The organism is Sphingobium sp. LF-16, from assembly GCF_003711185.1.
GTDB lineage: Bacteria > Pseudomonadota > Alphaproteobacteria > Sphingomonadales > Sphingomonadaceae > Sphingobium > Sphingobium yanoikuyae_A.
Genome location: NZ_CP029335.1, coordinates 2,608,270 through 2,632,506 on the forward strand (window position 1 = coordinate 2,608,270; position 24,237 = coordinate 2,632,506).

Consider the following 24,237-nt stretch of genomic DNA (forward strand, 5'->3'; position numbering starts at 1 on the left):
CGACAGGCGCGCCAAATGGCGGAAAACCGCCATCAGCGCGCCTTTTCGGGAGGGTCAGCGCCGGTCGACGACCGCGCTGAACATGTATCCGACGCCACGAACAGTCACGATCGCGGCGGGCCGTCCCTCATGGGACAACTTGCGTCGCAACCGGCTGATCAGCACGTCGACACTGCGATCGGACGAGGGCGCATCGCGCACGCCCGCCAGTTCCATCAGCCGCGCACGGGCAATCACCGCCTGGGCATGATCCAGCAACACGGCGAGCAGCGAAAATTCCGCCGCCGTCAGTTCGACCAGCGCGCCGGCCGGGTCGGTCACTTCGCGCCGGGCGAAATCGACCACCCAGTCGTCGAAGCGCGCCTGGGTCTGACGCCGCAGGCCCAGCGCCCGCTCGCTGCGCCCGCGCCGCAGCACGGCGCGCAGCCGCGCCGCGAGTTCGCGGGTCGAATAGGGCTTGGCCATATAGTCGTCGGCGCCCAGTTCCAGGCCGACCACCCGGTCGACCTCGCTGCTGTCGGCGCCGACCAGGATGATCGGCACGTCGCTACGCTCACGCACGTCACGACACAGGTCCATGCCGTCCGGCCCGCGCAGTCCTGCATCCAGCACGACCGCGCCGACCGGCATCCGGTCCATGGCACTGAATATATCGCTCGACGAGGCCGCAGGCAGAGCGCGAAACCCGCTCTGCTCCAGAAATTCGCGCACCTTGTGCCGCAAATCCTGCTGCGTCTCGGCGACCAGTATCAGCGGTGGACTCATCAGCCCTTCACGGTCAGCGCGCGTACGCTGTCCAGTTCATTCACCAGCACGGCGCGGTCCTGCTGCGCGACCGACACGGCCTCGGCATTGCGGGCGCTGGCATAGCGGGCGACCTCGGCATCCACCTGGCTGCGGGCGGCGGCACAGGTGCCGGCATAGCTGCCCGACAGCGGGGCGAAGCGATGGACCGCCTTGCCGAAGGCCGGCACCGACTGGCCCTGGGCCGCGACGGCGCGGTCGACGCGCACATCGGCCTGCCAGCGGCAGACCGGAATGGCATTGCGGTTGCCGAAGCGCGGCTCGACCTGGGTGAAGCGCACCGACGATGCGGTGTGATAGCTGGCCGTATAGGCCTGGGCGCCGTGAGTCAGTTCGGCGCTGTGGATCGGGGTGGAGGAAGCGGCGAGCGCCGCGACACTGGCAAGGATCGGCAACATGGATGGCTTCCCTTCGAAACAGACAATATCCAGCAATAAGCGGGATCCTTCCGACGGGTTTAGGCAGGGAGAATGTCTCCCCAATATGCCGAACGTTACAAATTATTGCTGTGCCGCAGCATGTCGTCAAGCGACCCTTGCGATTACCGGGCTGGCCTGAAGCGGCCGCGCCGCCCCCGACAGGGCCTCGATCAGCCCGGAAAGCCACAGTGCATCGGCCACGGCGCGGTGCCGCGCGGTATGCAGCGCATCGGCATGGGCCATGGCGGCCGCGATCCGCGGCTCGTCCGCGCCCCACTCATCCAGCAACAATGAGACATGATCGATCGCGAACGGCGCCACCACGGCCTCCGTATCGGCCAGCGTCTGCAGCCAATATTGATCGATCACGCTGTCGGCGACCACGCGGCAGCCGGCAACCGCCGCCGCCAGTTGTGCCAGCACCACGTCCGCCGGCTCGCCCTCCGCCTCGATCCGCGCGCGCGATAGGCCGTGCAGCGCCTCGGCTTCGGCGGTCCAGTCCCAGCCGGCCCAGGCTGCATGAGGTCGAATGATCCAGCTGCGGGCAATGCCGCCGCCCGCTATGCCCACTTCGATCGGGAAAGATCGTCCGTGCCGGGGCAGGCACGACGCCTCGAAATCGATCGCCATGATGGTCAAAGGCTCTCTCCGAATAATTCCACGTCCGCCCCATTTTTGGGTCTGGCCGTCCACGTCTGATACGCCCCTGTCTCCTCCAACTATGTCAGGCCGATGTCATTGGCCATCAGGATTTTCGGAAAAGATGTGAACCGACGGTCCGGTGCGACCGGTGCGACCATCGCACCGGATTTCAACCGCCTATGGCCAGCGGCCTGCATTGCCGCTACCCCATGGCGATGACGGACGGACGACTGCGGGACGCGAACGACTAATGTGGGTGTTGCTGGGCATCGCCCTGATCGTCGCGGGCTTCGTGCTGCGCTTCAATCCGCTGCTGGTGATCCTGGCCTCGGCCATCGCCACCGGCCTTGCCGCCGGGCTCGATCCGCTCACCATCCTCGCCGCCTTTGGCAAGGCGTTCAACGACTCGCGCTATGTCTCGGTCGTCTGGGTGGTGCTGCCGGTGATCGGCCTGCTCGAAGCGCATGGGCTTCAGGAACGGGCGCGCGGCCTCATTGACCGGATGCGCGGCGCTACCACCGGCCGCTTCCTCCTCTTCTACCTGGTCGCCCGTCAGATTTCGGCCGCCATGGGCCTGATCTCGGTCGCCGGCCATGCCCAGACCGTGCGGCCGCTGGTCGCCCCGATTGCCGAAGCCGCGGCCGAGAAACAGGCCGGCGCGCTCGATGAGGAGCAGCGCGACGAGATCAAGGCCTGGGCCGCCGCGACCGACAATGTCGGCGTCTTCTTTGGCGAGGATATCTTCCTCGCCATCGGGTCGATCCTGCTGATCAAGGGGCTGCTGGAGCAATATGGCATATTGCTCGAACCGCTCCAGCTCTCGGTCTGGGCAATCCCGACCGCGATCGCCGCGCTGCTGATCCACGGCTTTCGCCTGTGGCGGCTCGACCGCCGGCTGAACGCGCAGGGCGCCAAGGAAGCGGAGCACACCGCATGATCACCCTCCACTGGGTCTACGCGCTGATGGGCGCGGTGTTCGCGGGCTATGCCCTGCTCGGCGCCGCCGACCGCAGCAACCCGCGTCGATTCACCACCGCCGCCTTCTGGGCGTTGCTGGCGCTCAGCATGTGGGCGGGCGACCGGATCGGTGAGATCGGCAATGGCGTCCTTGTCCTCGGCCTCGTCGCCATCGCCGGCTTCAAGGGGCTGGGTCGCGGCAGCGGCGGCGTGCCGCTGGCGGAGCGGCAGGCGCGCGCCGACCGTCATGGCAATGGCCTGTTCGCCATCGCCCTGGTCATCCCCGTCACCGCGCTGGCCGGCACCTTCCTGTTCAAGGCGTTCCCCGCCTGGATCGATCCCAAGCAGACCACCCTCATTTCGCTGGCGCTCGGCGTCCTGATCGCGCTCGCCATCGGCTGCACCTGGCTGCGCGCCCGGCCAATCGTCGCCCTGCAACAGGGGCGGCAATTGATGGACTCGGTCGGCTGGGTGGGCATATTGCCGCAGATGCTGGCCAGCCTTGGCGCGGTGTTCGCGCTCGCCGGCGTTGGCGATGTCGTCGGCGGCATCGTCCGCCTCGCCATTCCCGATGGCAGCCTGCTCGGCGCAGTGATCGCCTATGGCCTGGGCATGGCGCTCTTCACCATCGTCATGGGCAATGCCTTTGCCGCCTTCCCGGTGATGACTGCCGCGATCGGCATCCCGCTGCTGATCCACCACTATCATGGCGATCCGGCGATCATCTGCGCGATCGGCATGCTCGCAGGCTTCTGCGGCACATTGCTGACGCCGATGGCCGCCAATTTCAACCTCCTCCCCGCCGCGCTGCTGCAGCTCAAGGATGAATATGGCGTGATCCGCCGCCAGGTCGGCACCGCCCTCCCCCTGCTCTGCGTCAACATCCTCCTGATCTATTGGCTGGCCTTCCGATGACCCGACTGACCCAAGATATTGCCGACCGTTTCGCCGCCCTCACCCTGTCCCATCTGGGGCGGCAATATCCCTACAAGATGGACCTGACCTATCAGGGACCGGAGGATGCGCGCATCCCGGCGGACCATCATCCGATCTTCCATGGCAGCTATGACTGGCACAGCTGCGTCCATGGCTGGTGGCAGGTGATGCGCCTGCGCCGCCTCTATCCCGACATGGCCCAGGCCGATGCCATCCGCGCCCGCGCCGACATGATGCTGGTCCCGGACAAGGTTGCGGGCGAACGCGCTTTCCTCACCCGCCCGACCGCCGGCGGGTTCGAGCGCCCCTATGGCTGGGCCTGGCTGCTCGCGCTCCATGCCGAACTTGCCCGGCAGGACGGGCCCTGGGCCGCCGCGATCGAACCGCTGGCGCTCGATTTCGCCGCGCGCTTCCACGCCTTCCTGCCGAAAATGACCTATCCGCTGCGCGTCGGCACCCATTTCAACAGCAGCTTCGCGCTGATCCACGCTTATGACTGGGCCAAGGACCGCGATCCCGCGCTCCAGGCGCTGATCCGCGAGCGTGCCCTTGCCTGGTTCGGCCAGGACCGCGCCTGCCAGGCCTGGGAACCGGGCGGCGACGAATTTCTCTCCTCGGCGCTCACCGAAGCGCTGCTGATGAGCCGGCTGCTCGCGCGCGATGAATTTGCCGACTGGTTCGGCGCCTTCCTGCCCGATCTTCTGACCGGCCAGCCGGCCACCCTGTTCACCCCGGCCACTGTGTCGGACCGCAGCGACGGCAAGATCGCCCATCTCGACGGCCTCAACCTCAGCCGCGCCTGGTGCTGGCGCGGCATCGCCGCCGCGCTGGGTGCCGACACGCCGATCGCGCCGATCGCCGAGCAGGCGGCCCTCGTCCATCTCGACGCCGCGCTCCCCCACATAGCCGGCGACTATATGGGGGAACATTGGCTGGCCAGCTTCGCCCTGCTGGCATTGGAGTAGCGCCAGCCTCAGGGCATGTTGGCGAGCAGCAGCTTCATATGTGCCGTCGGCGTGGTCGTGCGCGACTGGAGACGGAACATATAGTCATAGGCCCACCAGGCGCCGCCGCCCCAGGCGGTCCAGCCCAGCACCGCCGACGACGTCTTCAGACGGCGCAGCATGTCGGGATATTCCTTCGCGCATTGCGGCTGGCCCGACGCGGCAATCTCGCCGAAGAACAGCTTCACCTTGTACTTCTCGGCCCAGGTCAGCGCCGCATTCACGCGCTGGCCGGCCTTGACCTCGCAATTGTCGGTGGTGCCGGTCGACCAGGCATCCAGATATTGATGCACTTCAAAGGCGTAATTCTTGCCGGGATCGACGAACTTCACCGCCTGCGCGGCATTGCCCGAACTCACCCAATTATGCGCCCCGGTCCAGGCCGTGCCGGGAATCAGCAGCTTGTTGCTGATCTTCTGGGCACGGATATCCTTGGTCACCTGCCCGGCGATCGCCCACCATTGTGTGACATTCTGCCGGTTCGGCTCGTTCATCAGGCCGATCCAGACATTGGAATTGGAGCGATAGTCCTCCATTATCTTGACCCAGGCGTCGGTGAGTGCCGTCGTCGCCAATGTGCCGCTGCCGACAAGAGCGGTGGCACCCTTCACCTGGCGCGCACCATAATTATGCATGTCCAGGATGACGGTCAGGCCCAGCGCATTGGCCTGGGTCACGACCGACTTCAGCGCCTTGCGATCGACCTCCGACAGAGGACCGTAAAGGTCGGGCTGCAACCGTTCCCAGCGGAACGGCACGCGCAACAGCTTGAAGCCCTGCGCCGCATAGCTGCGCATCTCGGCCGTGCTGGGATAGATATAGTTGCTGCCAAGCTTGCCGCCGGTGCCGCCAAATTCGCCGCCGGAGATATTGATCCCAGGCAGAACCTTGGACGTGCTTGTCGTCGCACCGGCAGGCCCAGCGGCTATCGCAGCGGTAAAGGCCTGCGCCGCCGTTGTCGTCGGCACCGTCGTGCTGCTGCTGACAACCGGCATCGAGCTGGCCGATGACGGGATGGTAATCACCCGTGCTTCGGGCGTACCGGCATCTCCGCCCGATAGCGAAACGGCCGCAAAAACACCCGTCGCGGCAATCGCAACCCCTGCGGCTGCAATGCCGCCCCCCATCTTTTTCATGAAATTATCTATCCTGTCAGACCCAAAGGAGGCGGGCCCTTAGCCAGCATAGTCAGGCAATGTCTTCACCCCGGTTGCACGATTTGGTTAAGCCTCCGGCAGGTTGTTCGAATAATGCGCCATATGGGTTTTCCCTTATGCGAAGCTCTCCATCCGCCAGAGAAATGGGGGTAGACCGACGTTCCCACTACCGTCGAATCGAGCCAAATTGAACCCGGACAAATATCGTTTGAAAATATATCCGGGTAATATTAGACTTATTCCATGACCGAAGAGGAAAAGCGGGCCGCGATCGCCGCCTACAGGGAGCAGAAAGTCGAAAGCGGCATTTACACCCTATATTGCGCGCCCTCGGACCAGCGCTGGGTTGGCAGCGCGCTCAATCTCGCCACGATCCGCAACCGGCTCTGGTTCACCCTGCGACTGGGCAATGATCGGCATCCCGGCCTCCAGGACGCCTGGAATACCCATGGCGAAGACGCCTTCGGTTTCGAGATTCTCGAACGGCTGAAAGCGGATGATCTCGGGGCCGGCCGCGACCGCCGGTTGAAGGAGCGCCTGCTCCAATGGACGGAAGAGTTGCAGGCGACGCGGATCTGACCGAGCCGCCTGCCCTGGTTCAGCTTGCGACTGCCAGCAGCTTGGCACTCATCGCCGGCCATTCGCTCATGTCCCATCCTTCGGGCGTCTCGCGGGTGATGATCTGGTCCGCGCCGAAGCAATTGCCGAGATCGATATCCTCGCTCTTCTCGAACGCCCGGTCGGCGAGCGAATAGAAGGGGCGGACCTTGGGCAGGGTCAGGTCATCGGGATTCTGCTCGACCACGATCGCCAGCCGGTGCGATCGCAGCCGCACCAGCGACCCGATCGGATAGATGCCGACCGCGCGCTGAAACGCCTGGAAGATTTCCGCGTCGAACAGCGCGCCGCCATCCTCGTCGATCTTCAGCAAGGCGCGCGACGGGTCTTCGCCACTGCGGTGCAAGCGATTGGACGTCATGGCGTCATAGCTGTCGCAGATCGCGGCCATGCGCGCGAACATGCCGATCTGCTCGCCGGCCAGGCCATTGGGATAGCCGCTGCCATCCAGCCGCTCATGATGGTTGAGGCACACGTCCAGCACTTCCGCCGGCATTTCGCCGCCCAGGGTCAGGAATTCATGCGCCAGCGTGGTGTGGCTCTTGACCACGTCCCACTCCTCCGGCGTCAGCGGCGCATCCTTGTCCCACACTTCCTGCGGCACATGGGCCATGCCCATGTCCATCAGCAGGCCGGCCAGGCCAGCCTTGCGGATATCGTCGGGCGACAGGTGCATCTGCTGGGCAAGGCCGATCATCAGCGCGCAGACCGACAGCGCATGCTGATACAGATATTCGCCACTATTCTTCATCCGCGTGATCGCCATGAAGGCGTGCGGATTGCGCTGCACGGAACTGGAAATCTCGTCGACCATGGTTTCCAGCTTGGCCGCCTTCACCGCCTTGCCCAGCCGCACATCCTCATAGAGCTTGTGCATGGTGCGACCCGACTTGCGCGCCAGCCGCTGGGCATGGACCATCTCGGCGCGGATCGGCAGCTTGTCCTTGGACAGCGGGTCGAAGGGACGGTCGACCGGCTGGGGCGCGGCGCGGCGCACGATCGTCGGCCCGGCACGGCCGAACACCCGTTCGCGCGGCTCGGCTATCGGCACCACGCGGGATGGCACCGGCTGGGCCGGGGCCACATCCGCACCGCGCGACACGTCGATCGTCACCCACTCGACCTTGCTGGCATGCAAGTCCGCCAGTTGCTCGGGATCGTCGAGCAGCATCTTGCGCTTCCAGAAGGGGTGGGAAAACCACGACCCGTCCAGCTTGTGCAAGAACATCCCCAGTTTCACGTCCTGGGTGCGGATTTTTTTCAGCATTTATACGGCCCCGTAGTCCCCGCTTTCATTTCGCAGGTCGTGCCTTTCCAAAAGGTTAAGATCCCCCTTCCAGCCGCGAAAGTGCAGCTTCGCTTCGTCGCATGCAGGTGCGGCAACTGCTTGAAAGCCGGCAATTCTCTTCCCGGTCGCGGGAGGCAGCCTCCTGTACCGGCCGATGATGTCGCTGCGCCTACCGCAATCGGCCATTTTCGCTTATCCTCCTGCGGTCCGGACAGGGAGGCGATCGATGCGCGTGATGGTGCTGGTGAAGGCGACGCGGGACAGCGAGGCAGGCGGCCCGCCCGACCCGGAGATGATGGCGGCGATGGGCCGCTTCAACGACGAACTGGAAGCGGCCGGCATATTGCGCATGGCCGACGGCCTGCTCCCCTCCTCTCATGGCAAGCGTATCGCCTTCGACGGCGCCGATCGCCGCGTCATCGATGGCCCCTTTCCCCAGGTCGGCGAACTGGTCGCGGGCTTCTGGCTATGGGAAGTGGCCGATATGGACGAAGCCGTCGCCTGGGTGAAACGCTGCCCCAACCCCATGCCCGGCCCCAGCGAAATCGAGATCCGCCCTTTCCACGAATGGGCCTAGCGCCCCTCATATCCTTGCATTGCATTGATCTGCTGCCGTTTTTCCCGGCACTCGGTATTTACCCCGATAGCTCTTGGGCCGACTAAGCGGGATCATCCGACCTCCCTTCTTCTCGATTGCCGGCCGCCGCGCACATTTCCGGTGCGGCGCGCGCCAAGGACAGGAGATCGTGTGGCGAAAAAGATTTTCGTGCTCGGCGGCGACGGCTTTTGCGGCTGGCCGACAGCGTTGCATCTGTCCGAACTGGGCCATGAGGTCGTCATCATCGACAATCTTTCGCGTCGCCGGATCGACGCGGAACTGGGCGTCCACAGCCTGACGCCGATCGCCATGGTCGACCAGCGGCTGGATGCCTGGCACCAGGTCAGCGGGCGGACCATCCGCTTCCATTATCTCGACGTCGCCCAGGATTATGCCCGCCTCCTTGCCCTGCTGGCGGAGGAGCGCCCCGACGTGATCGTCCATTTCGCCGAACAGCGCGCCGCCCCCTATTCGATGCGCGGACCGACCGAGAAGCGCTATACCGTCAACAACAATGTCGGCGGCACCCACAATGTCCTGACCGCGCTGGTCGCCTGCGACCTCGACGCGCATCTCGTCCATCTCGGCACCATGGGCGTCTATGGCTATGGCGGTGCCGGCTTCGAAATCCCCGAAGGCTATCTGACCGTCCAGATCCACGACGATGCCGGTGCCCCGCATGACTGGGAAATCCTGTATCCGACCCGGCCGGGCAGCGTCTATCACATGACCAAGTCGATCGATCAGCTGCTGTTCCAATTCTATGCCCAGAATGACCGGCTGCGCATCACCGACCTGCACCAGGGCATCGTCTGGGGCACCCAGACGGCGGAGACGCGACGCCACCCCGCGCTCATCAACCGGTTCGATTATGAGGGCGAATATGGCACCGTGCTCAACCGCTTTCTGGTGCAGGCGGCGCTCGGCCATCCGCTGACCGTCCATGGCACCGGCGGCCAGACCCGCGCCTTCCTCAACATCCAGGACACGGTGCGCTGCATTGCGCTCGCCGTTGCCCATCCGCCGGAGCGCGGCGACCGGGTCAAGATCATCAACCAGATCGCCGAAAGCCTGCGCGTGCGCGACCTTGCCCTTCTGGTATCCGACCTGACCGGCGCGGCGATCGAATATCTGCCCAACCCCCGCAAGGAAGCGGCAGAAAATGACCTCGACGTCAGCAACGCCACCTTCCGCGCGCTGGGCCTCGACCCGATCCTGCTGACCGACGGCCTGCTGGCCGAGACGCTGGAAATTTCCGCCCGTTATGCCGACCGCGTCGACCAGCGCCACATCCCGGCACGCACGGCCTGGACGCGCGAACAGCAGGCGGCGCTCGACCAGGCGGGGTCGATCGAGACGGTCCATCCCGCCCTGTCCGGCGTGGCGGGAGCGGGCCGATGAGATTATGGGTCATCTGCCTTCAGGCGCTGTTGTTCATCGGCCTGCTGATCGCGATCGGCCAGAGCGGCCTGTTCGACACGGTCATGGGCCGCAACGTCCGGCTGGGCGACCCTCTGTTCGAGGATTATCAGCGCGGCTCCATCCCCTTCATCGACGTCGATGGACGCGACGTGTTCGTGGCGCAGTCGCACCCGGACAATCCCCTGATCCTGTCCGGCTTTCCGGCCTATGCCAGCAAGCTCTTCCGCCTGCCGACCGATAGCCGGCCGCTCAGCGGCACCTATAATATCGCCTTCGCGACCGACGCCGTGCCCGATGCCGAAGGTGCGCTGCGGATCAGCATCAACGGGGTCAAGCGCGCCGACGTCGTGCTGAACCAGGGGCGCTTCAAACGGCGCGCCAAGATCGAACTGACCCCCGCCGAACTGGCCTCGGGCCAGTTGGAGGTCAAACTGGCGCTGGTCGGGCGTGGCCCGATGGCCGAATGCACGCCCAATGAAGCGCTGGCCGCCGTCGTCACGATCCTGCCGGAAAGCGGCCTGCACCTCAAACTGGACAAGGCGCCGTCCACCACCCGCGACCGGCTCGCCTTGTGGGGCGACCTGATCCCGGTCAAATGGGACGAGGATGACAAGGCGGCGGATCTCGCCACCCTGCTCGCCGCCGCACGGCTGAGCGAGAAAGGCTATGGCATCTATTTTGGCGAAAGCGGCTATGCCGCCCAGGCGCTGACCGACATCGACAAGGGCGCAGCGATCCGTCCCGGCCGGACGCAGGCGCTGCGCTATCCGGTTAGCCTGGTCAGCGCGATCGAGAATGGCGGCGCGCGCCGTTTCGATCGGGAAACCACCTGGCGCTATCGCTATGATGTCGGGCAATTGCCCAATGGCGAGCTGCCGTCCGCGCTCGACCTGCGCCTGCTGCTCGGGCCGATCGCCGAAACCCGCACCGCGCTGTTCGTGACGCTCAACGATCATCTGCTTTTCACCCGCACCCTGACCGACGAGGATCAGCGCTTCAGCCATTCGATCGCGCTGCCGACCGCCGATCATCTGGATCGCAACCAGTTGGAAATCACCCTGACCGCGCATGAGCGGGAAGAAATGCGGTGCGGCGCGCGCCGTCTGATCGCCGCGGAAATGCTGCCGGAAACCATCTTGCGGGGCGGCGGCGAACGGCTTGTGCCGGCGATCGTCCAGTTGCGGGGCCTGCTTGCGGCCAATCGCCCGGTCGCCTTGAAGGCCGGCGCACTGACCGCACCGCAGGGACAGGCCACAGCCCAGTTGCTGGGTCAGATGCGGCCCAGCGCCCTTGCCTTCGGCACCCAAAGGCCGGGCACCACGATCGAGGTGCTGACGGGCGACATTGCCGGCGCGCTGGCACGGGTCCGCCCCGCCGGACGGCAATGGCTGGTCCACTTCCCCGATGACCGGCGCGAAGGCGTCATGGTGGAACCCTTCGCGCGTGGTGCATCGGCGGCCGGGGCCGCCGTGGCCCTGCTGGTGACGGTCCATCGCCCGGTTCCCGTCCCGCCGCCCGCCACGCCGGCGACCACCCCGCTGCGCGCAACAGCCCCTGCCCCCTGATGCCGCCGCCCCCGGATTATGACCGGACCCAGGCCAATTTCCAGTCGACGGACAGTTTCGCCGGCGGGCTGGCCCGCCCGGTATCGATGTTGCGCGCACCCGCCCTGCTGCTGACCTTCACGACCATCGCCCTGTTCCAGCTATGGCTGTTCGAACTGGGTTTTCTCGACCGCTTCTTCCGCACCCATGATTATGTGTTCGGCCCCTATCTGGGCTTCAGCGCGATCTCGATCCGGACCTTCATCTATTCCTATTTCATCTCCTTCTCGCTCTATGCAGCGGGATCGGTGCGGGCGCGCATCCTGCTCTGCCTCGACCTGTGCCTGCGCTACATGGCGCTCTGCACCATCCTTGACCTGGGCAGCGTGGCGCTGTTCGCCTATGTCGGCACCCCCTTTTCGCTGGCCGCGATCCAGATCATGGCGGGCCTTGCGGGCATGGCGGTCTTCGCCTTCGTCATCATCCGGCGCGGCACCATGCCTGCCCCGGTGCCGGTGCTGCGCGGCCCCCAGCCCAAGGGCCGCGCCCTCTACCGCCTCGCCATTGCCGGCACGATCGCGGCGATCATCGCCATCTGGGCGGCACAGCAACCGATCCTGCTGTTCGAGGAGATGCGCGACATCAGCCTGCTCGGCGGCATCGGTCCGGGCGTCATCCTGTTCGTGCTGCTGACCTTTGCCCAGCTCTACATCGTTGCCGTCGCGGAACGCTATCGCCTGTCGCGCCCCGACTTCGCCGCCCCGGTCAGCGTCATCGTGCCCGCCTTCAACGAACAATATGTGATCGGCCAGACGATCCAGCATATCGACCGCGCCGCCGCCCATTATGGTGCGGAGGTCGAACTGATCGTGATGGACAATGGCTCGATCGATGGCACGGCGGACATCGCCCGCGCCGTGATCGACGCCTGCTCCGCGCTCAAGGGGCGGGTCGTGCATGTCGCGACGCCCGGCAAGGCCCATGCCCTGAACGAAGGCGTGCTGCATGCGCGCCATCCGTTCATCGTGCGGATCGACGCCGACACGCTGGTGGGCGAGGATAATCTGACGCTGGCAATGCAGAATTTTGCCGATCCCGATGCCGGCGCGGTCGGCGGCGTGCCCTTGCCGCCAGGCGGCGCGATCTTCGATGCCGGGCGCCTGGTCGAGGTGATCGTCAAGCATGGCTATTATTCGCCCGCGCTCAGCGTCATGGCCGGGCTGGTCGGCATTCCCGGCATGTTCGTCATCTATCGGGCGGACGCGCTGCGCCGGGTCGGCCAGTTCGCCTCCGGCATGAATGGCGAGGATACCGACATCTCGCTGCGCATCGCCGAACTGGGCTATCGCACGCTGGTCGATCATCGGGTCAGCTATGTGTCCGAAGTGCCGACCAGCTTCGCCCATCTGCGCGAACAGCGGCTGCGCTGGTTCCGGTCGGTCTATCATGTCAGCGCACGCGCCCATTCGCTCATCAGCGCCCCGGACTTCAGCATCCGCGGCAAGCTGGTCCTGCCCTATATGCTGATGAACACCGCGCGCCGGGCGATGATGATCCCACTCGTCATCTTCGGCCTGCTCGAACTGTTCATCACGTCGAGATCGATCGCCTTGCCCCATTGGCAGGCGATCGTCGCCGTTCTGGTCGGATCCCCCCTGGTTGCCGCGGCGATCGCGATCCTGGCGAATAACCGCCCGCGCGCCCTGCTGGCGCTGCCTCCCTATATCTTCTTCCGCGCACTGCGCGCCTGGTACACGCTCGAATCCGCGCTCACGATCCCGATCACGTCGATGTCCACGCGCATCCAGATCGGGCGCGACCCCTGGCCGCAAAGCCCGCCGCCCGATCCGCTTCCCCCGCCATCCCCCCCTTCATCGCCGGAGGTCTCATGAAACAGATCGTCATTCCCGCCGCCCTGCTGGGCCTCGCCGCCATGCCTCAGGCCGGCTGGGCAAAGCCGGGCGACCTGTCGGTCGAGGGTGAACTTTCCTACGGGCTCGACGTGGTGCCACCCGACGTGGTCGACAACAGTCCCGATCAGGATCGGATCAAGTCGCTGTTCACCGGCGAAGTGGGCCTGGCCTATGATGCCGGCCCGGCGATCCTGCGCGCGTCCGCGGGCGCCCACATCTATCCGTCGGAAGCCGATTATAATCGCTATCCGCTGACCGTCGGCGCGCAGATCGACTGGCCACTGGCGGCCAGGGGGCGGACCAGGCTGCGCTTCCAGCCCAGCTATGAATATGTGTTGGGCGATGATGGCCGGGTGTTCGATCGCGCGCGCATGGATATGCAGCTCATCCACCGCCACAATCCTGCCCACACCAGCACGGTGCGCCTGCGTTACGGCTATCGCAACCAGAGCGAACAGCGCTTCCAGGGCTATGACCAGAGCGAGTGGCTGGGCGAACTGCGCCATCTCTGGCGGCCGGGCGGCGGGCAGACCCGCATCATGGGATCGCTATTGGGCCTGCATGCCAATGCGCAGGCCAACCGCTTCAGCTATAATGGCTATGGCACGATGCTGATCGCCCGCACACCGCTGCGCGAGGGGCTGGAAGTCTATGGCCGGCTCTATCTGGTCCATCGCAACTACAAGGCGGCCTTCTCCAACGCCTATCCCTTCAAGCGGGAGGATACGCAATTGCGCCTGACCGGCGGCGTCGAACAGGCGCTGACCCGGCGGATCAACCTGTTCGGCGAGGCCGGCTATGCCAGTAATGATTCCAACGTCCCCACCCGCGACTATAGCGGTTTCGTCGGCCGCATCGGCATCCGCTTCCATTAGCCACGGCGCGCCAGTCTAACAGGCAGGAAAATGGTGCACCCGACGGGATTCGAACCCATGGCCCTCAGATTAGGAATCTGATGCTCTATCCTGCTGAGCTACGGGTGCACGCAGCGCCGGCTCTATTATGCGCGGCGCGCGCGGTCAATTCTTCGCTTCGGGCGGAATCACCGGAAAGGGCAGTTGCGCGACATTGATGCCTTCCTCGGCCAGCGCCTTGGCCTCGGCCGGGGCGACCTCGCCATGGATGCTGCCCTTGTCCTGCTCGCCATAATGCATGGCCCGCGCCTGCTCGGCAAAGCCGCGCCCGACCCAGGTCGAGCCTTCCAGCACCTTCTTCTGCGCGTCCGCCAGCGCCTCGACCAGCGCGCGCATCTTCGCCTCGTCCGGCCCGGCCGCCACCGGTGCCGTCTCCGCTTCGGCCGCCGGCTGCTGCTGGACGATCTCGCGCCGCTGGTTGCCCTTGGCCGCCACCGCCGGCGCCATCAGCGCCTTGCCGACACGCGTATCGCCGCACAGCGGACAGGCGAGCAGGCCCCGTTCCTTCTGGTCCGCATAGTCTGCGCTGGAGCCGAACCAGGCCTCGAACACATGGCCCTGGCCCTCGCACTTAAGGTCGAAAACGATCACCTGATCTCAACATCCTGCGGTATCACGCGCCGATTGGCGATGGCGGGCACCCGCCCGCGCACCGCCTCTACGCGGGTCAGGTCAAGATCGGCAAGGGCCAGCCCCGCGCCCTCGCCCATGTCCAGCAGCACATCGCCCCACGGATCGACCACCAGGCTATGGCCATAGGTGGTGCGCCCGTCCTGATGCGCGCCCGCCTGCGCGGCAGCGATCAGGAAACAGCCCGCCTCGATCGCGCGGGCGCGCAGCAGCACATGCCAGTGCGCCTGGCCCGTGGACACGGTGAAGGCGGCCGGTGCCAGCAGCACTGTCGCCCCGGCATTGGTCAGCGCCCGATAGAGATCGGGAAAGCGCATGTCGTAGCAGATGGAAAAGCCCATCCGTGCCCAGGGCGTATCGACCGCCACCACGCTTTCCCCCGGCCCATAGACCGAGGATTCGCGCCAGCTTTCGCCCGATGCCAGGTCGACGTCGAACAGATGGATCTTGTCGTAGCGCGCCCGTATTTCGCCCTGATCGTCGATCATGAAGCTGCGATTGGCCCAGCGCCCGTCGCTGCGTGCCTCTTTCAGCGGCAGCGACCCGATATGGACCCACAGCCCCTCGCGCGCCGCCGCCTCGCGCACCGCGGCTAGCACGATATCGTCCGCCTCGCCGCGCAGCGTTTCCGCCGCGCGCTTGCGATCGCGGTCCAGATAGCCCGCCATTTCCGGGGTGAAGAGCATGTCCGCCCCCTCGCCCTTGGCGCGCGCCGCCGCCTCCTCAATCGCGGCGGCATTGGCGGCCGGGTCGATCCCGGTCGTCATCTGAAGAATCGCGGCGCGCATCGGCCCTACAGCCCCAGCAGCGGGTCGAGCTTGCCCTCGCGGTTCAGCGCGGCGAGATCGTCGCTGCCGCCGATATGCTGGCCGTCGATGAAGATTTGCGGCACGGTGGTGCGTCCGGGCGCCCGCTCCAGCATTTCCTCGCGCCTGGGGCCGCCCAGCGAGATGTCATATTCCTCGAAGGCAACACCCTTGCCCTCCAGCAGTGCCTTGGCCCGCGCGCAATAGCCGCACCAGTCCTTGGTATAGATTTCGACCTTTGCCATTATCTCGGTAAAACTCCTTTGCCCCGAAATTGGGGGGAATGCGCACTTTGTCAATCGTCGCCGGTTCTGGGTAACGCCCGCGCCCAGCACAGCAGATGCACCTCGCGCGCGCCGCCGCCCTTCAGCAGCTTCGCGCAGGCCGCCGCCGTCGCCCCGCTAGTATGGACATCGTCGACCAGCCATATCACCCGTCCCGCCAGCCCGTGCCCCTGCGCCAACGCAAAGGCGCCGCGCACCGCCTGCGCCCGCTGCTTGGGGTTCATGCCCCGCAGCGGCTGCGTCCGCTTCACCCGGCGCAAGCCATGCTTGTCCACCGCCAGCCCCGTCAGCCGCCCCAGATGATCGGCGATCAGCGCCGACTGGTTGAAGCCGCGCCCCCATAGCCGCCAGCGATGCAACGGCACCGGCACGATCAGCGCGTCCTCCATCTCCGGCCGCACATGGCGCAACATCTGCCCCGCCACCAGCCGGGCCAGGCCTATCCGCCGCCCATATTTCAACCGCAGCGCCACAGTCCGCGCGACATCGCCATAGGCCAGCACCGCCCGCGCGCTGTCGAACGGCGGCGGCTGTGCCAGGCAGGCGCCACAGGCCGCGCCCTCGCCCATCTCATGCGCGAACGGCAGGCCGCAGCGCGCGCAGCAGGGTGGCCCCAGAAACCGCATCCCGCTCCAGCAATCGAGGCAGAAACCATGGTCCGCACCGACGATCGCGCCGCATCCGGGGCAGCGTGGCGGAAGGGCATAATCCATGACCGGACGCATCACGGTCTTGAGAAGCGGGACCAGCGACATCATCTGCCTTGTCCCCGCTTCGTCCCCGATGCACAAGGCCCGCCATGACTGCCCCCGAAACCCGCCCCGACATTTTCGACCGCGCTCTGCGCGCCCGCCACCGCGACCGGATGCTCGGCACCTTTGCCGATCATGACTTCCTCCACCGCGCGATGCTGGACGAACTGCTCGAACGGCTGGCCGATGTGCAGCGCGACCTGCCCGAAGTGTTGCTGGTCGGCTGCCCGGACGGCAGCGCGAAGGCCGCGCTCGAAGCCATGGGCAAGCGCGTCGCCTGCGCCGATCCCGGCTTTCTCGCCGCGCAGCGGGCCGGCGGCGTGCAGGCGGACGAGGATGCCCTGCCCTTTGCCGACAATAGTTTCGACCTGGTCATCGCCTGCGGCACACTCGACAGCGTCAATGATCTGCCCGGCGCGCTGATCCTGATGCGCCGCGTGCTGCGGCCCGACGGGCTGATGCTCGCCGCCTTTGCCGGCGCAGGCAGCCTGCCGCGCCTCAAGTCCGCCCTGCTCGCGGCCGAAGGCGACCGCCCCGGTCAGCATGTCCATCCCCAGGTCGATGTCCGCTCGGCCGGCGACCTGCTCAGCCGCGCCGGCTTCGCCATGCCGGTGGCCGATGGCGAGACGCTCAATATCCGCTATGGCGACGTGGTCCGGCTGATGCACGATCTGCGCGGCATGGGCGCGGGCAATGCGCTCGCCACCCGCCCGCCAACCCTGTCGCGCGACGTACTGATGCGCGCCGCCGCCCATTTCGCCGATGCCGCCGATCCCGACGGCCGCACCGCCGAACAGATGGCGCTGATCTATCTCTCCGGCTGGAAACCCGACGCCAGCCAGGCCGCTCCCGCCCGCCGCGGCAGCGCCACCGTCTCGCTGGCCGCCGCCTTGAAGGGCAAGGACTGATCCTCAGGCCGCGACGCTCAGGAAGCGGGATCGCTTGCCCCGATTATAGTCGCGGTAGAAGGCCATGAACTCGTCCGCCGGCAACGCCTTGGCATAATACCAGCCCTGCGCGAACTGGACGCCGGCCTTGCGGACATAGGCATCCTGTTCGCGGGTCTCCACCCCTTCTGCGATCAGGTTCAGCTTCAGCGCCCGCCCCATCCCGATGATATGGGGCGTGACCACGCTGGCCGCCGCATCCCGGCCGATCGCATCGATGAAGCATTTGTCGATCTTGAGCGCGTCGAGCGGCAATGTCTCCAGCAGCGACAGGCTGGAATAGCCGGTGCCGAAATCGTCGATCGCCATCAGATGCCCGGCATCGCGCGCGCGGGCGATGGTCGCGCGGGCCGTGTCCGGGTTGATCAGGCTGCGCTCGGTCACCTCCAGCCAGATCTGGCCCGGCGCGATGCCGGCCTTGGCTATCTCGCGCTCCAGCACGTCCAGGAAGCGGCCGCTTTCCAGGTCGCGCGCGGAAATGTTGATCGCCACATGCACCTGCTGTTCGGCCAGCAGCATGGCGTGCAGGTCCGCCACCACCTGCTCGATCACATGGTCGGTAATGTCCAGGATCAGCCCGCTCTGCTCGGCCAGCGGGATGAACAGGTCGGGCGCTATCCACCGGCCATCGGGCCGCCGCCACCGCACCAGCGCCTCGGCGCCCACGCAATAGCCAGTCGCCAGCTCGATCAGCGGCTGATAATGAACCTGGAACTCGCGCTTGCGGATGGCCAGCTTCAGTTCCTTTTCCGGCGACAGGCGCTGGCGTGACACCCACAGGATCAGCAGCATCAGGATCGCGGACGCCACCAGCCCGATCGGCAATAACAGGCGCATCTCGCTGCCCAGCTTCGCATCGATGGCGCTGCGGTCGGCAATGGCAAAGGCGGTCAGGTCGCCGCGCTGCACCGACGCATAGATGTCCGTCTCGTCCATCCCGGTCATCGCCTGCCGGCTCAATTGTCCCACCAGCCCGTCATTGGCCCGCCCGGTAATGGCGATCAGTGTCCCCTGCCGCGTCGCGATGCCCAGGATCATGTGGCTGTCGGACAAGACATCGACCAGCCGCTGCGGCAGGATCAGCACATTATGGTCACGATAGCCCAGCACCATCACCTCGCGGGCATGGCTGATGCGCGGCTTCACATGCAGATGCAGCGCATAACCGCCCGCCAGCGTCGCCGAAGGCGTCCCGCGCCCGATGACGACATCCGCCGGCACCTTGCCCCAACCGGTGCAGGCCAGCCGATCGCCATCATAATGGCCTACTTCCTCCACTGCCCCGCTGTCGATCGCCAACTGGCGCATCCGCTCGATATGGCCGACGGAACAATCGCCCTTGCCGACCTGCGCCAGCACATCCTTGGCGTCGGTCAGCACCTGTTCGGCGCGCAGCAGCGTCCAGTTGGCATATTCCTGCATATGCGCGCGCTCGGCGGCGATCGCCCGCTCGCGCGAAAAATGGACGGTCAGTGCCAGTGGAATGACGATCGCCAATATCGCCAATATCAGGGCCAGAAAGATAATGATCCGTCGCCGCAAGTCCGGCCCCCATCTTCATTCGCCATCGGAGCAGCAAAACCTGCGCCCTCAGCAGAGCAAAGACGAGTATTTATTTTGTTAACGGCCTGTCCTTGCGCGTGAAAGCCCAACGCCCTGTCGCCCTAATGCTCAGCGCAGGCTCAGATAGAGGGTAATGGTCACCAGCGAGGCGATGGTGGAGACCAGCACCACCCGCGCGGTAATACCCGCTTCCCGGCCATAGAATTCGGCGACCATGAACGGACCGGTGCCGGTCGGCAGCGCCGCCATCAGCACCGCCGTCGCCGCCAGCGCCGGCGGCAGGCGGAAGACCAGCGCCAGCGCCCCGGTCAGCAGCGGCTGCGCCAGCAATTTCATGCCGACCAGAAACCCCACCGCACCCGCCGGCGGCGGGGCGCCCTCCCGCTTCTCGGCAATGAACAGCCCCAGCGCGACCAGCGCACAGGGCGACGCCGCACCGCCCAGCAGCGACAGGAACTTGTCCAGCGGCGCCGGCAGCGGAATGGCAAAGGCCAGGAACAGCCCACCGACCAGCGGCGCGACCAGCAGCGGATTGGTCGCCAGCGACCGTGCGACCTTGGCCATCATGTGCCCCGGCCGCCGCTCGCTCTGCATCCCGATCTCGATCAGGATCAGCGCCACCGCAAACAGCAGGCAGACGGTCATGATCGTCGCCACCAAAGTCGGCGCCAGCGATGCCGGCCCCAATATCGTCGCCGCCAGCGGAAAGCCGATGAAGCCGGTATTGGCATAGCCTGAATTCAGCCCATCGACCGTCGCATCCGCCAGATGCCGCCCTTCGCGTCGCCGCAGCAATAGCGTCGCGGCAAAGCTCAGCCCCGCGCCGATGCCGAAGACGGCGATGAAGCCGGGCTGCCAGATGTCGCTCCACCGCGCCTTGGCAACGATGTCGAACAGCAGCGCCGGCAGCGCCAGCCACACCACGAAGCGATTGATCTCGCCGGTCGCATGCGGCCCCAGCACGCCACTCCTGCGGGCGATCCATCCCGCCCCGATCAGCGCGAAGATGGGCAGGACGATCAGCATTACGGACAACATCGGAGGACTTTCGGGACAGCGGAAACAGCGCTCGCCTACGCCGCCGGATCGATGCATACCAATGCCATTGCATGGAATGATTGATACCGTTTCCGTATGATTGATATTCGCCAGCTCCGCTATTTCGTCGCCGTCGCCGAAACGCTGCATTTTGGCCGCGCGGCCGAACGGCTGCACGTCACCCAGCCGCCGCTCAGCCGCCAGGTGGCTGCACTGGAACAGGAACTGGGCGTCCGCCTGATCGAGCGCCATTCGCGCAGCGCCGTGCTGACCCCGGCCGGCGCCCGCTTCCTGGAGGATGCGCGACAGATCATCGCCGCGCTCGACCGCGCCTGTCGCGATGCCCGCGCCTGGCAGTCCGGCGACCGTGGCGAACTGACGATCGGCTTCATGATGCATGCCGCCTATAGCAGCGTGCCCCTGCTCACCCGCCGCTTCGCCACCGCCCATCCCGACGTGACGTTGCACCTGCGCGAAACACTGCCGATGATGCTGGCCGACGGCGTGATGGAGGGGCGCTTTGACGCCGCCATCGGCTTCGATCCCGGCCCCCGGCGCGGCCTCGTCACCAGCCCGCTCTATCGCGAGCCGCTCGCCGCCGTCGTCCCGTCGGACCATCATCTGGCCAGTGCCAGCGCCCTCACCCCCGACCAGTTGGCCGGCGAACGCTTCATCCTCTCGCCCGCGGATGTGACGCCCACGCTGCGCCGCGCGATCCTGGGCTGGCTGGCCGCGCCACCCGCCATATTGCTCGAAACCCAGTTGCAGCAGACGATCGTCAGCCTGGTCGGCGAAGGGCTGGGCGTCGCGATCGTACCGGAATCGCTGCGACGGCTCGCCATGACCAGCGTGCGCTTCGTGCCGCTGGTCGACGCGCCGATGGTCGAACAGTTGCTGATGGTCCGCCCCGACGCCCGCAATCCGGCGCTCACCCATCTGCGCGCGATCGCCGACAGCCTCCAGCCCGCATGAAACGGTCCGCTGTCCTACAGCGCGCCGAACTGCCATGATCGCGCCCGGCTCTTTCTCAACTCAGGCAAGCTGGACGACGCAAGGAAATTTCCAACCATCGGCATAAAATGTCGAAATGTGCGGGAAATATGCGAAGTTAAGCGGCGACTTTCCTATTTTCCGCCGCCCCTTTCAGGCCACTTTGGTCAGGCTGACAGCGCTTCCGCCCGCGCGTCCAGCACCACCCGGTTTCGCCCCTCGCGCTTGGCGCGATAGAGCGCGGCATCGGCCGCCTTGATCAGTGTCGAGCCGTCGCGCTCCATGCTCTCTTCCCAGGTGGCGACGCCGAAGGACATGGTCGTCGACCCCAGCGTGCGCCCACCCTGGTTGACCATCAGCTCGCTGATCGCCTGGCGGACGATCTCCACCCGGTCGGCCAGCACCACGGCCGACGTGCCCGGCGCGATGATGGTGAACTCCTCGCCGCCAAAGCGGCAGACGACATCGCCGTCGCGGAAGCGGCTGCGCATTTCGGTCGCGACCGCCTGCAACACCGCGTCGCCCGCCTCATGGCCGAACTCGTCATTGAAGCGCTTGAAATGGTCGACGTCGCACATCACCAGGCTCAGCGGGCTACCGGTGCGCGTCGCCCGCGCAATCTCCAGCGCCAGCGTCTCTTCCATGTAGCGGCGGTTGAACAGGCTGGTCAGCGGATCACGGATCGTCTGTTCGCGCAGGCCGCGCTGCAGACGATGGTTGACCAGGGCCGACGCGATATTCTCGGTCAGCACGGTCAGGCGGAACCGGTTCTCGGCCCCCACCACGCCGCGCAGATACAGCACGCCGATCACCTCGCCGCCGGCCAGCAGCGGCTCGCAATGATAATGGTCCGCCTCGGCCCCGACATGGGCGCAGACGATGTCCGATCCCTGCTCGGTCACATAATGGCTCTGCCCGCGCCGCAGCGCCCAGCACTGGTCGGGCGCAAAGCCCGCCTGCTCGACCTCCAGCCCGCCCCAGGCCGCGATCGGCACCAGCAGGTTACGGGAATTATTATGGGCATAGAGGGCGCCGGGAATATCGGGCAGCACGCGTGGCACGAACACCCGGATGATCGACGCCAGTTCCTCGTCGGTGCGGGCCGCCTGCATCCGGTGGGCCATGCCGCCCAGCAGTTCGATCACCTCGCCCCGTTCGCGCAACACCTGCGCATTGGCGCTCAGTTCCTGGTTGGCGACCTTCAGCCGCCCCTCGCTGTCCACCTGGTCGGCGACCGCAGCCTCCAGTTCGCGCGCCATTTCATTATAGCCGCCGGCCAGCCGCTCGAACTCGCTCGACCGCATCTCGACATCGATGCGCGCACTGCGGTCGCCCGCGCCCAGCTTGCCCATCACCGTCATCATCGCATCGACCGGACGGCGGATGCCGCGGATCAGCGCCACGCCCATGATGACGATTATCGCCACCGTCAGCGGCGTGCCCAGCAGCACCAGCCAGCGAATATAGTTGAGCCGCCGTTCCACCGCGCCCATGCGATCGACCGACAGCGCGCGCTCCTCGGCCAGCAGATCGCCGACCCGCGCTTCTACCATCAGCATCAGATAGCGCCCCCGCCCGGTCGCGGTCGATGCCTGCGCCCCGGCAAAGTCGCCCGCGCGGGTCATGGCCGCCGACTTCTCCAGGCTCGCGGCCCGTTCCGTCACCAGCGCACGCACCTGCTGCGCCCGTTCATTCTGCGGCGGATTGTCGGCCGTCAGCCTGACCAGCGCGGCCGCATCATGCTTGGCGGCGGCGATCTCGGCCGCGACGGTCTCGGCAAATTCGGGATTGCGGGTCAGCACATAGCCGCGCTGTCCCGACTCCGCTTCCTGCAGATGACCCAGCGTCCGGTTTGCGGTCTTGAGCACCTGCGAGGAATGAGTCACCCAGCCCAGGCTACCGCGCATCTGCGCCGACCCGTCGAGCAACAACCCGGCGAGCAGCACCATAACCACGCACAATATGCCGCACAGCACCACAATCCGATGGGACAATGATCCGACCAACTGACACTCCCTGGGTCCGCAAGCCCATCGCCTTTGGTCAATCGCTTCGCCGATGCAACATGAATCATTGTTTTTTAGGGAGAATTGCGACCGATCGAAGACTCCTGCCTCAGCCTGTCCCTTGTAGCACAGCCAGGCTGCCAACCGTCGGCGGATCGATAACATCCCGTCCCGTCCATGCGTCGCCTTCCCGCACATAATCGACATGGCTGGCCCGACGAAACGCGTTGCCGTCCCAGACGATCACCTGCAGTTCAATCGCATTGCTGCGCCGGACATGCAGCCAGTTGAAGCTTTGCGGCTCGGCATTGCGCAGCCGGGTCGATGTCGCCGTCCCCGCCTGGATGACCAGGGCCCCGCCGCTATGCGCCACCATCTTCTGCGCGGCCTCCGCATAGGTGCGGTGGAAATGCCCGGCCAGCGCAACATGCACCCCCGCCTCGCACGCCGCCTGCACCGCATCCTCATGCCGCCCCACCGCCTCGCTCAATTCTCCACCGCGGCCGATCGGCATGGCGAACAGCGGATGATGGGTCACCAGGATGCGGGTCTTGGCCTGCGCGACCTGCGCGAAACTCTCGCGCAGCCGGTCCATCTGGTCATGGTTGATCCGCCCGTCCTTGATCGTCAGCGACCGGGCGGTGTTGAGGCCCAGTATCGCGACCTCGTCATCCTCGTAAAAGGGACAGAGGTCGCGGCTGATATAGCGTTTGTAGCGCGCCAGCGGCCGGGCGAAGCGTCGCACCACGTCGAACAGCGGCACGTCATGATTGCCGGGGATCACCAGGATCTTCAGCCCCGCAGCGCGCAGGCGACCCAGCCAGGCCGCCGCCGCCCTGAACTGCTCCACCCGCGCCCGCTGGGTCAAGTCGCCGCTGATGACGACCAGGTCGGGCCGGCGTTCCTCCAGCCAGGCGGTGGCGGCGTCGACGATGCGCGGATCATGCGCGCCGAAATGAATGTCGGACAGATGGGCGATACGGGCCATGCCTCCCCAACGAATCC

At 66.1% G+C, this 24,237-nt stretch carries 24 protein-coding genes and 1 tRNA gene; 11 read left to right on the forward strand and 14 right to left on the reverse strand.

The genetic code is table 11. From position 1 onward, the window contains the following. Positions 1–54: 54 nt before the first annotated feature. From DIZ22_RS12200 to DIZ22_RS12210, 3 genes are all read right to left on the reverse strand, one after another. The gene (locus tag DIZ22_RS12200; protein ID WP_004211073.1) at positions 55–765 is read right to left on the reverse strand and encodes a response regulator transcription factor; all 711 of its coding nucleotides are present in this window, start codon (positions 763–765) and stop codon (positions 55–57) included. After that, the gene (locus DIZ22_RS12205) at positions 765–1,202 is read right to left on the reverse strand and encodes a hypothetical protein (RefSeq protein WP_004211071.1); all 438 of its coding nucleotides are present in this window, start codon (positions 1,200–1,202) and stop codon (positions 765–767) included. Before DIZ22_RS12205 ends, DIZ22_RS12200 begins: the two co-directional genes overlap by 1 nt. Positions 1,203–1,328: 126 nt before the next feature. Next, complete coding sequence (locus DIZ22_RS12210; protein ID WP_048938346.1) at positions 1,329–1,853, reverse strand: hypothetical protein; 525 nt, start codon at positions 1,851–1,853, stop codon at positions 1,329–1,331. A 262-nt stretch (positions 1,854–2,115) separates the two neighbouring features. Here DIZ22_RS12210 and DIZ22_RS12215 point away from each other — a divergent pair, with 262 nt between their 5' ends. The 3 genes from DIZ22_RS12215 to DIZ22_RS12225 are packed head-to-tail and all read left to right on the forward strand — an operon-like array spanning position 2,116 to position 4,723. Further along, positions 2,116–2,802 carry a DUF969 domain-containing protein gene (locus DIZ22_RS12215; protein WP_048938340.1) on the forward strand — a complete coding sequence of 229 codons (687 nt, stop codon included), beginning with the start codon at positions 2,116–2,118 and terminating at the stop codon, positions 2,800–2,802. Then, positions 2,799–3,737, forward strand: a complete 939-nt coding sequence (locus DIZ22_RS12220; protein ID WP_048938339.1) for a DUF979 domain-containing protein — start codon at positions 2,799–2,801, stop codon at positions 3,735–3,737. The genes DIZ22_RS12215 and DIZ22_RS12220 overlap by 4 nt, the downstream gene beginning before the upstream one ends. After that, a complete protein-coding gene (locus DIZ22_RS12225; RefSeq protein WP_048938338.1) occupies positions 3,734–4,723 on the forward strand; it encodes a DUF2891 domain-containing protein in 990 nt (329 codons plus the stop codon). The genes DIZ22_RS12220 and DIZ22_RS12225 overlap by 4 nt, the downstream gene beginning before the upstream one ends. Positions 4,724–4,731: 8 nt before the next feature. Here the strand turns inward: DIZ22_RS12225 and DIZ22_RS12230 are convergent, their stop codons facing one another. Beyond that, positions 4,732–5,898 carry a cellulase family glycosylhydrolase gene (locus tag DIZ22_RS12230; protein WP_122928224.1) on the reverse strand — a complete coding sequence of 389 codons (1,167 nt, stop codon included), beginning with the start codon at positions 5,896–5,898 and terminating at the stop codon, positions 4,732–4,734. Between the two features lie 264 nt (positions 5,899–6,162). Here DIZ22_RS12230 and DIZ22_RS12235 point away from each other — a divergent pair, with 264 nt between their 5' ends. Then, positions 6,163–6,498 carry a GIY-YIG nuclease family protein gene (locus DIZ22_RS12235; RefSeq protein ID WP_048938336.1) on the forward strand — a complete coding sequence of 112 codons (336 nt, stop codon included), beginning with the start codon at positions 6,163–6,165 and terminating at the stop codon, positions 6,496–6,498. A 19-nt stretch (positions 6,499–6,517) separates the two neighbouring features. Here the strand turns inward: DIZ22_RS12235 and DIZ22_RS12240 are convergent, their stop codons facing one another. Beyond that, positions 6,518–7,804 (reverse strand): HD-GYP domain-containing protein, encoded by a 1,287-nt coding sequence (locus DIZ22_RS12240; RefSeq protein ID WP_122928225.1) that lies wholly within the window; start codon positions 7,802–7,804, stop codon positions 6,518–6,520. A gap of 247 nt (positions 7,805–8,051) precedes the next feature. Between DIZ22_RS12240 and DIZ22_RS12250 the strand changes: the two genes are divergently transcribed. The 5 genes from DIZ22_RS12250 to DIZ22_RS12270 all read left to right on the forward strand — a co-directional run bounded on the left by DIZ22_RS12250 (position 8,052) and on the right by DIZ22_RS12270 (position 14,177). Beyond that, entirely contained in the window at positions 8,052–8,402 is a 351-nt protein-coding gene (locus tag DIZ22_RS12250; RefSeq protein ID WP_048938334.1) for a YciI family protein, read from the forward strand. Between the two features lie 171 nt (positions 8,403–8,573). Beyond that, on the forward strand, positions 8,574–9,824 hold the full coding sequence (locus DIZ22_RS12255) for an NAD-dependent epimerase/dehydratase family protein (RefSeq protein WP_048938333.1): 1,251 nt from the start codon (positions 8,574–8,576) through the stop codon (positions 9,822–9,824). Beyond that, on the forward strand, positions 9,821–11,410 hold the full coding sequence (locus tag DIZ22_RS12260) for a cellulose biosynthesis cyclic di-GMP-binding regulatory protein BcsB (RefSeq protein ID WP_048938332.1): 1,590 nt from the start codon (positions 9,821–9,823) through the stop codon (positions 11,408–11,410). Before DIZ22_RS12255 ends, DIZ22_RS12260 begins: the two co-directional genes overlap by 4 nt. After that, positions 11,410–13,281: a glycosyltransferase gene (locus DIZ22_RS12265; RefSeq protein ID WP_048938331.1), complete on the forward strand. Its 1,872-nt coding sequence runs from the start codon at positions 11,410–11,412 to the stop codon at positions 13,279–13,281. The genes DIZ22_RS12260 and DIZ22_RS12265 overlap by 1 nt, the downstream gene beginning before the upstream one ends. Beyond that, positions 13,278–14,177 carry a hypothetical protein gene (locus DIZ22_RS12270; protein WP_048938330.1) on the forward strand — a complete coding sequence of 300 codons (900 nt, stop codon included), beginning with the start codon at positions 13,278–13,280 and terminating at the stop codon, positions 14,175–14,177. The genes DIZ22_RS12265 and DIZ22_RS12270 overlap by 4 nt, the downstream gene beginning before the upstream one ends. A gap of 31 nt (positions 14,178–14,208) precedes the next feature. Here DIZ22_RS12270 and DIZ22_RS12275 read toward each other — a convergent pair. The 5 genes from DIZ22_RS12275 to DIZ22_RS12295 all read right to left on the reverse strand — a co-directional run bounded on the left by DIZ22_RS12275 (position 14,209) and on the right by DIZ22_RS12295 (position 16,694). Next, positions 14,209–14,285: transfer RNA gene (locus tag DIZ22_RS12275), tRNA-Arg, on the reverse strand. A gap of 36 nt (positions 14,286–14,321) precedes the next feature. Further along, positions 14,322–14,807, reverse strand: coding sequence for a DUF1178 family protein (locus DIZ22_RS12280; protein ID WP_048938293.1), 486 nt, complete (start codon positions 14,805–14,807; stop codon positions 14,322–14,324). After that, a complete protein-coding gene (locus tag DIZ22_RS12285; RefSeq protein ID WP_048938292.1) occupies positions 14,804–15,634 on the reverse strand; it encodes a carbon-nitrogen hydrolase family protein in 831 nt (276 codons plus the stop codon). The genes DIZ22_RS12280 and DIZ22_RS12285 overlap by 4 nt, the downstream gene beginning before the upstream one ends. A 5-nt stretch (positions 15,635–15,639) precedes the next feature. Then, on the reverse strand, positions 15,640–15,897 hold the full coding sequence (grxC, locus tag DIZ22_RS12290) for a glutaredoxin 3 (RefSeq protein WP_017500202.1): 258 nt from the start codon (positions 15,895–15,897) through the stop codon (positions 15,640–15,642). A 50-nt stretch (positions 15,898–15,947) separates the two neighbouring features. Next, positions 15,948–16,694, reverse strand: coding sequence for a ComF family protein (locus DIZ22_RS12295; RefSeq protein ID WP_048938291.1), 747 nt, complete (start codon positions 16,692–16,694; stop codon positions 15,948–15,950). Positions 16,695–16,735: 41 nt separating this feature from the next. Between DIZ22_RS12295 and DIZ22_RS12300 the strand changes: the two genes are divergently transcribed. Continuing rightward, positions 16,736–17,596 (forward strand): methyltransferase domain-containing protein, encoded by an 861-nt coding sequence (locus tag DIZ22_RS12300; protein WP_048938290.1) that lies wholly within the window; start codon positions 16,736–16,738, stop codon positions 17,594–17,596. 3 nt (positions 17,597–17,599) lie between these two features. On the opposite strand, the gene DIZ22_RS12305 is transcribed toward DIZ22_RS12300, so the two are convergent. Both DIZ22_RS12305 and DIZ22_RS12310 read right to left on the reverse strand, forming a co-directional pair. Then, positions 17,600–19,177 (reverse strand): EAL domain-containing protein, encoded by a 1,578-nt coding sequence (locus DIZ22_RS12305; protein ID WP_122928226.1) that lies wholly within the window; start codon positions 19,175–19,177, stop codon positions 17,600–17,602. Positions 19,178–19,306: 129 nt separating this feature from the next. Further along, positions 19,307–20,236 (reverse strand): AEC family transporter, encoded by a 930-nt coding sequence (locus DIZ22_RS12310; protein ID WP_048938288.1) that lies wholly within the window; start codon positions 20,234–20,236, stop codon positions 19,307–19,309. Positions 20,237–20,332: 96 nt separating this feature from the next. Here DIZ22_RS12310 and DIZ22_RS12315 point away from each other — a divergent pair, with 96 nt between their 5' ends. Further along, positions 20,333–21,208 carry a LysR substrate-binding domain-containing protein gene (locus DIZ22_RS12315; RefSeq protein ID WP_048938287.1) on the forward strand — a complete coding sequence of 292 codons (876 nt, stop codon included), beginning with the start codon at positions 20,333–20,335 and terminating at the stop codon, positions 21,206–21,208. Positions 21,209–21,393: 185 nt separating this feature from the next. On the opposite strand, the gene DIZ22_RS12320 is transcribed toward DIZ22_RS12315, so the two are convergent. Together DIZ22_RS12320 and DIZ22_RS12325 are read right to left on the reverse strand one after the other, a co-directional pair. Then, positions 21,394–23,175, reverse strand: coding sequence for a diguanylate cyclase (locus DIZ22_RS12320; protein ID WP_048938286.1), 1,782 nt, complete (start codon positions 23,173–23,175; stop codon positions 21,394–21,396). Between the two features lie 166 nt (positions 23,176–23,341). Then, positions 23,342–24,220, reverse strand: a complete 879-nt coding sequence (locus tag DIZ22_RS12325; protein WP_048938285.1) for a metallophosphoesterase — start codon at positions 24,218–24,220, stop codon at positions 23,342–23,344. Between the last annotated feature and the right edge of the window lie 17 nt (positions 24,221–24,237).

What these genes read in the sequence shown, in the direction of transcription:
- DIZ22_RS12210 (WP_048938346.1), bottom strand. Translation starts at nt 1,853, where the DNA reads ATGGCGATCGATTTCGAGGCGTCGTGCCTGCCCCGGCACGGACGATCT.
- DIZ22_RS12300 (WP_048938290.1), top strand. Translation starts at nt 16,736, where the DNA reads ATGACTGCCCCCGAAACCCGCCCCGACATTTTCGACCGCGCTCTGCGC.
- DIZ22_RS12265 (WP_048938331.1), top strand. Translation starts at nt 11,410, where the DNA reads ATGCCGCCGCCCCCGGATTATGACCGGACCCAGGCCAATTTCCAGTCG.
- DIZ22_RS12260 (WP_048938332.1), top strand. Translation starts at nt 9,821, where the DNA reads ATGAGATTATGGGTCATCTGCCTTCAGGCGCTGTTGTTCATCGGCCTG.
- DIZ22_RS12325 (WP_048938285.1), bottom strand. Translation starts at nt 24,220, where the DNA reads ATGGCCCGTATCGCCCATCTGTCCGACATTCATTTCGGCGCGCATGAT.
- DIZ22_RS12220 (WP_048938339.1), top strand. Translation starts at nt 2,799, where the DNA reads ATGATCACCCTCCACTGGGTCTACGCGCTGATGGGCGCGGTGTTCGCG.
- DIZ22_RS12250 (WP_048938334.1), top strand. Translation starts at nt 8,052, where the DNA reads ATGCGCGTGATGGTGCTGGTGAAGGCGACGCGGGACAGCGAGGCAGGC.
- DIZ22_RS12310 (WP_048938288.1), bottom strand. Translation starts at nt 20,236, where the DNA reads ATGTTGTCCGTAATGCTGATCGTCCTGCCCATCTTCGCGCTGATCGGG.
- DIZ22_RS12315 (WP_048938287.1), top strand. Translation starts at nt 20,333, where the DNA reads ATGATTGATATTCGCCAGCTCCGCTATTTCGTCGCCGTCGCCGAAACG.
- DIZ22_RS12320 (WP_048938286.1), bottom strand. Translation starts at nt 23,175, where the DNA reads ATGGTGCTGCTCGCCGGGTTGTTGCTCGACGGGTCGGCGCAGATGCGC.
- DIZ22_RS12205 (WP_004211071.1), bottom strand. Translation starts at nt 1,202, where the DNA reads ATGTTGCCGATCCTTGCCAGTGTCGCGGCGCTCGCCGCTTCCTCCACC.
- DIZ22_RS12270 (WP_048938330.1), top strand. Translation starts at nt 13,278, where the DNA reads ATGAAACAGATCGTCATTCCCGCCGCCCTGCTGGGCCTCGCCGCCATG.
- DIZ22_RS12230 (WP_122928224.1), bottom strand. Translation starts at nt 5,898, where the DNA reads ATGAAAAAGATGGGGGGCGGCATTGCAGCCGCAGGGGTTGCGATTGCC.
- DIZ22_RS12225 (WP_048938338.1), top strand. Translation starts at nt 3,734, where the DNA reads ATGACCCGACTGACCCAAGATATTGCCGACCGTTTCGCCGCCCTCACC.
- DIZ22_RS12285 (WP_048938292.1), bottom strand. Translation starts at nt 15,634, where the DNA reads ATGCGCGCCGCGATTCTTCAGATGACGACCGGGATCGACCCGGCCGCC.
- DIZ22_RS12215 (WP_048938340.1), top strand. Translation starts at nt 2,116, where the DNA reads ATGTGGGTGTTGCTGGGCATCGCCCTGATCGTCGCGGGCTTCGTGCTG.
- DIZ22_RS12200 (WP_004211073.1), bottom strand. Translation starts at nt 765, where the DNA reads ATGAGTCCACCGCTGATACTGGTCGCCGAGACGCAGCAGGATTTGCGG.
- DIZ22_RS12235 (WP_048938336.1), top strand. Translation starts at nt 6,163, where the DNA reads ATGACCGAAGAGGAAAAGCGGGCCGCGATCGCCGCCTACAGGGAGCAG.
- DIZ22_RS12295 (WP_048938291.1), bottom strand. Translation starts at nt 16,694, where the DNA reads ATGATGTCGCTGGTCCCGCTTCTCAAGACCGTGATGCGTCCGGTCATG.
- grxC (WP_017500202.1), bottom strand. Translation starts at nt 15,897, where the DNA reads ATGGCAAAGGTCGAAATCTATACCAAGGACTGGTGCGGCTATTGCGCG.
- DIZ22_RS12240 (WP_122928225.1), bottom strand. Translation starts at nt 7,804, where the DNA reads ATGCTGAAAAAAATCCGCACCCAGGACGTGAAACTGGGGATGTTCTTG.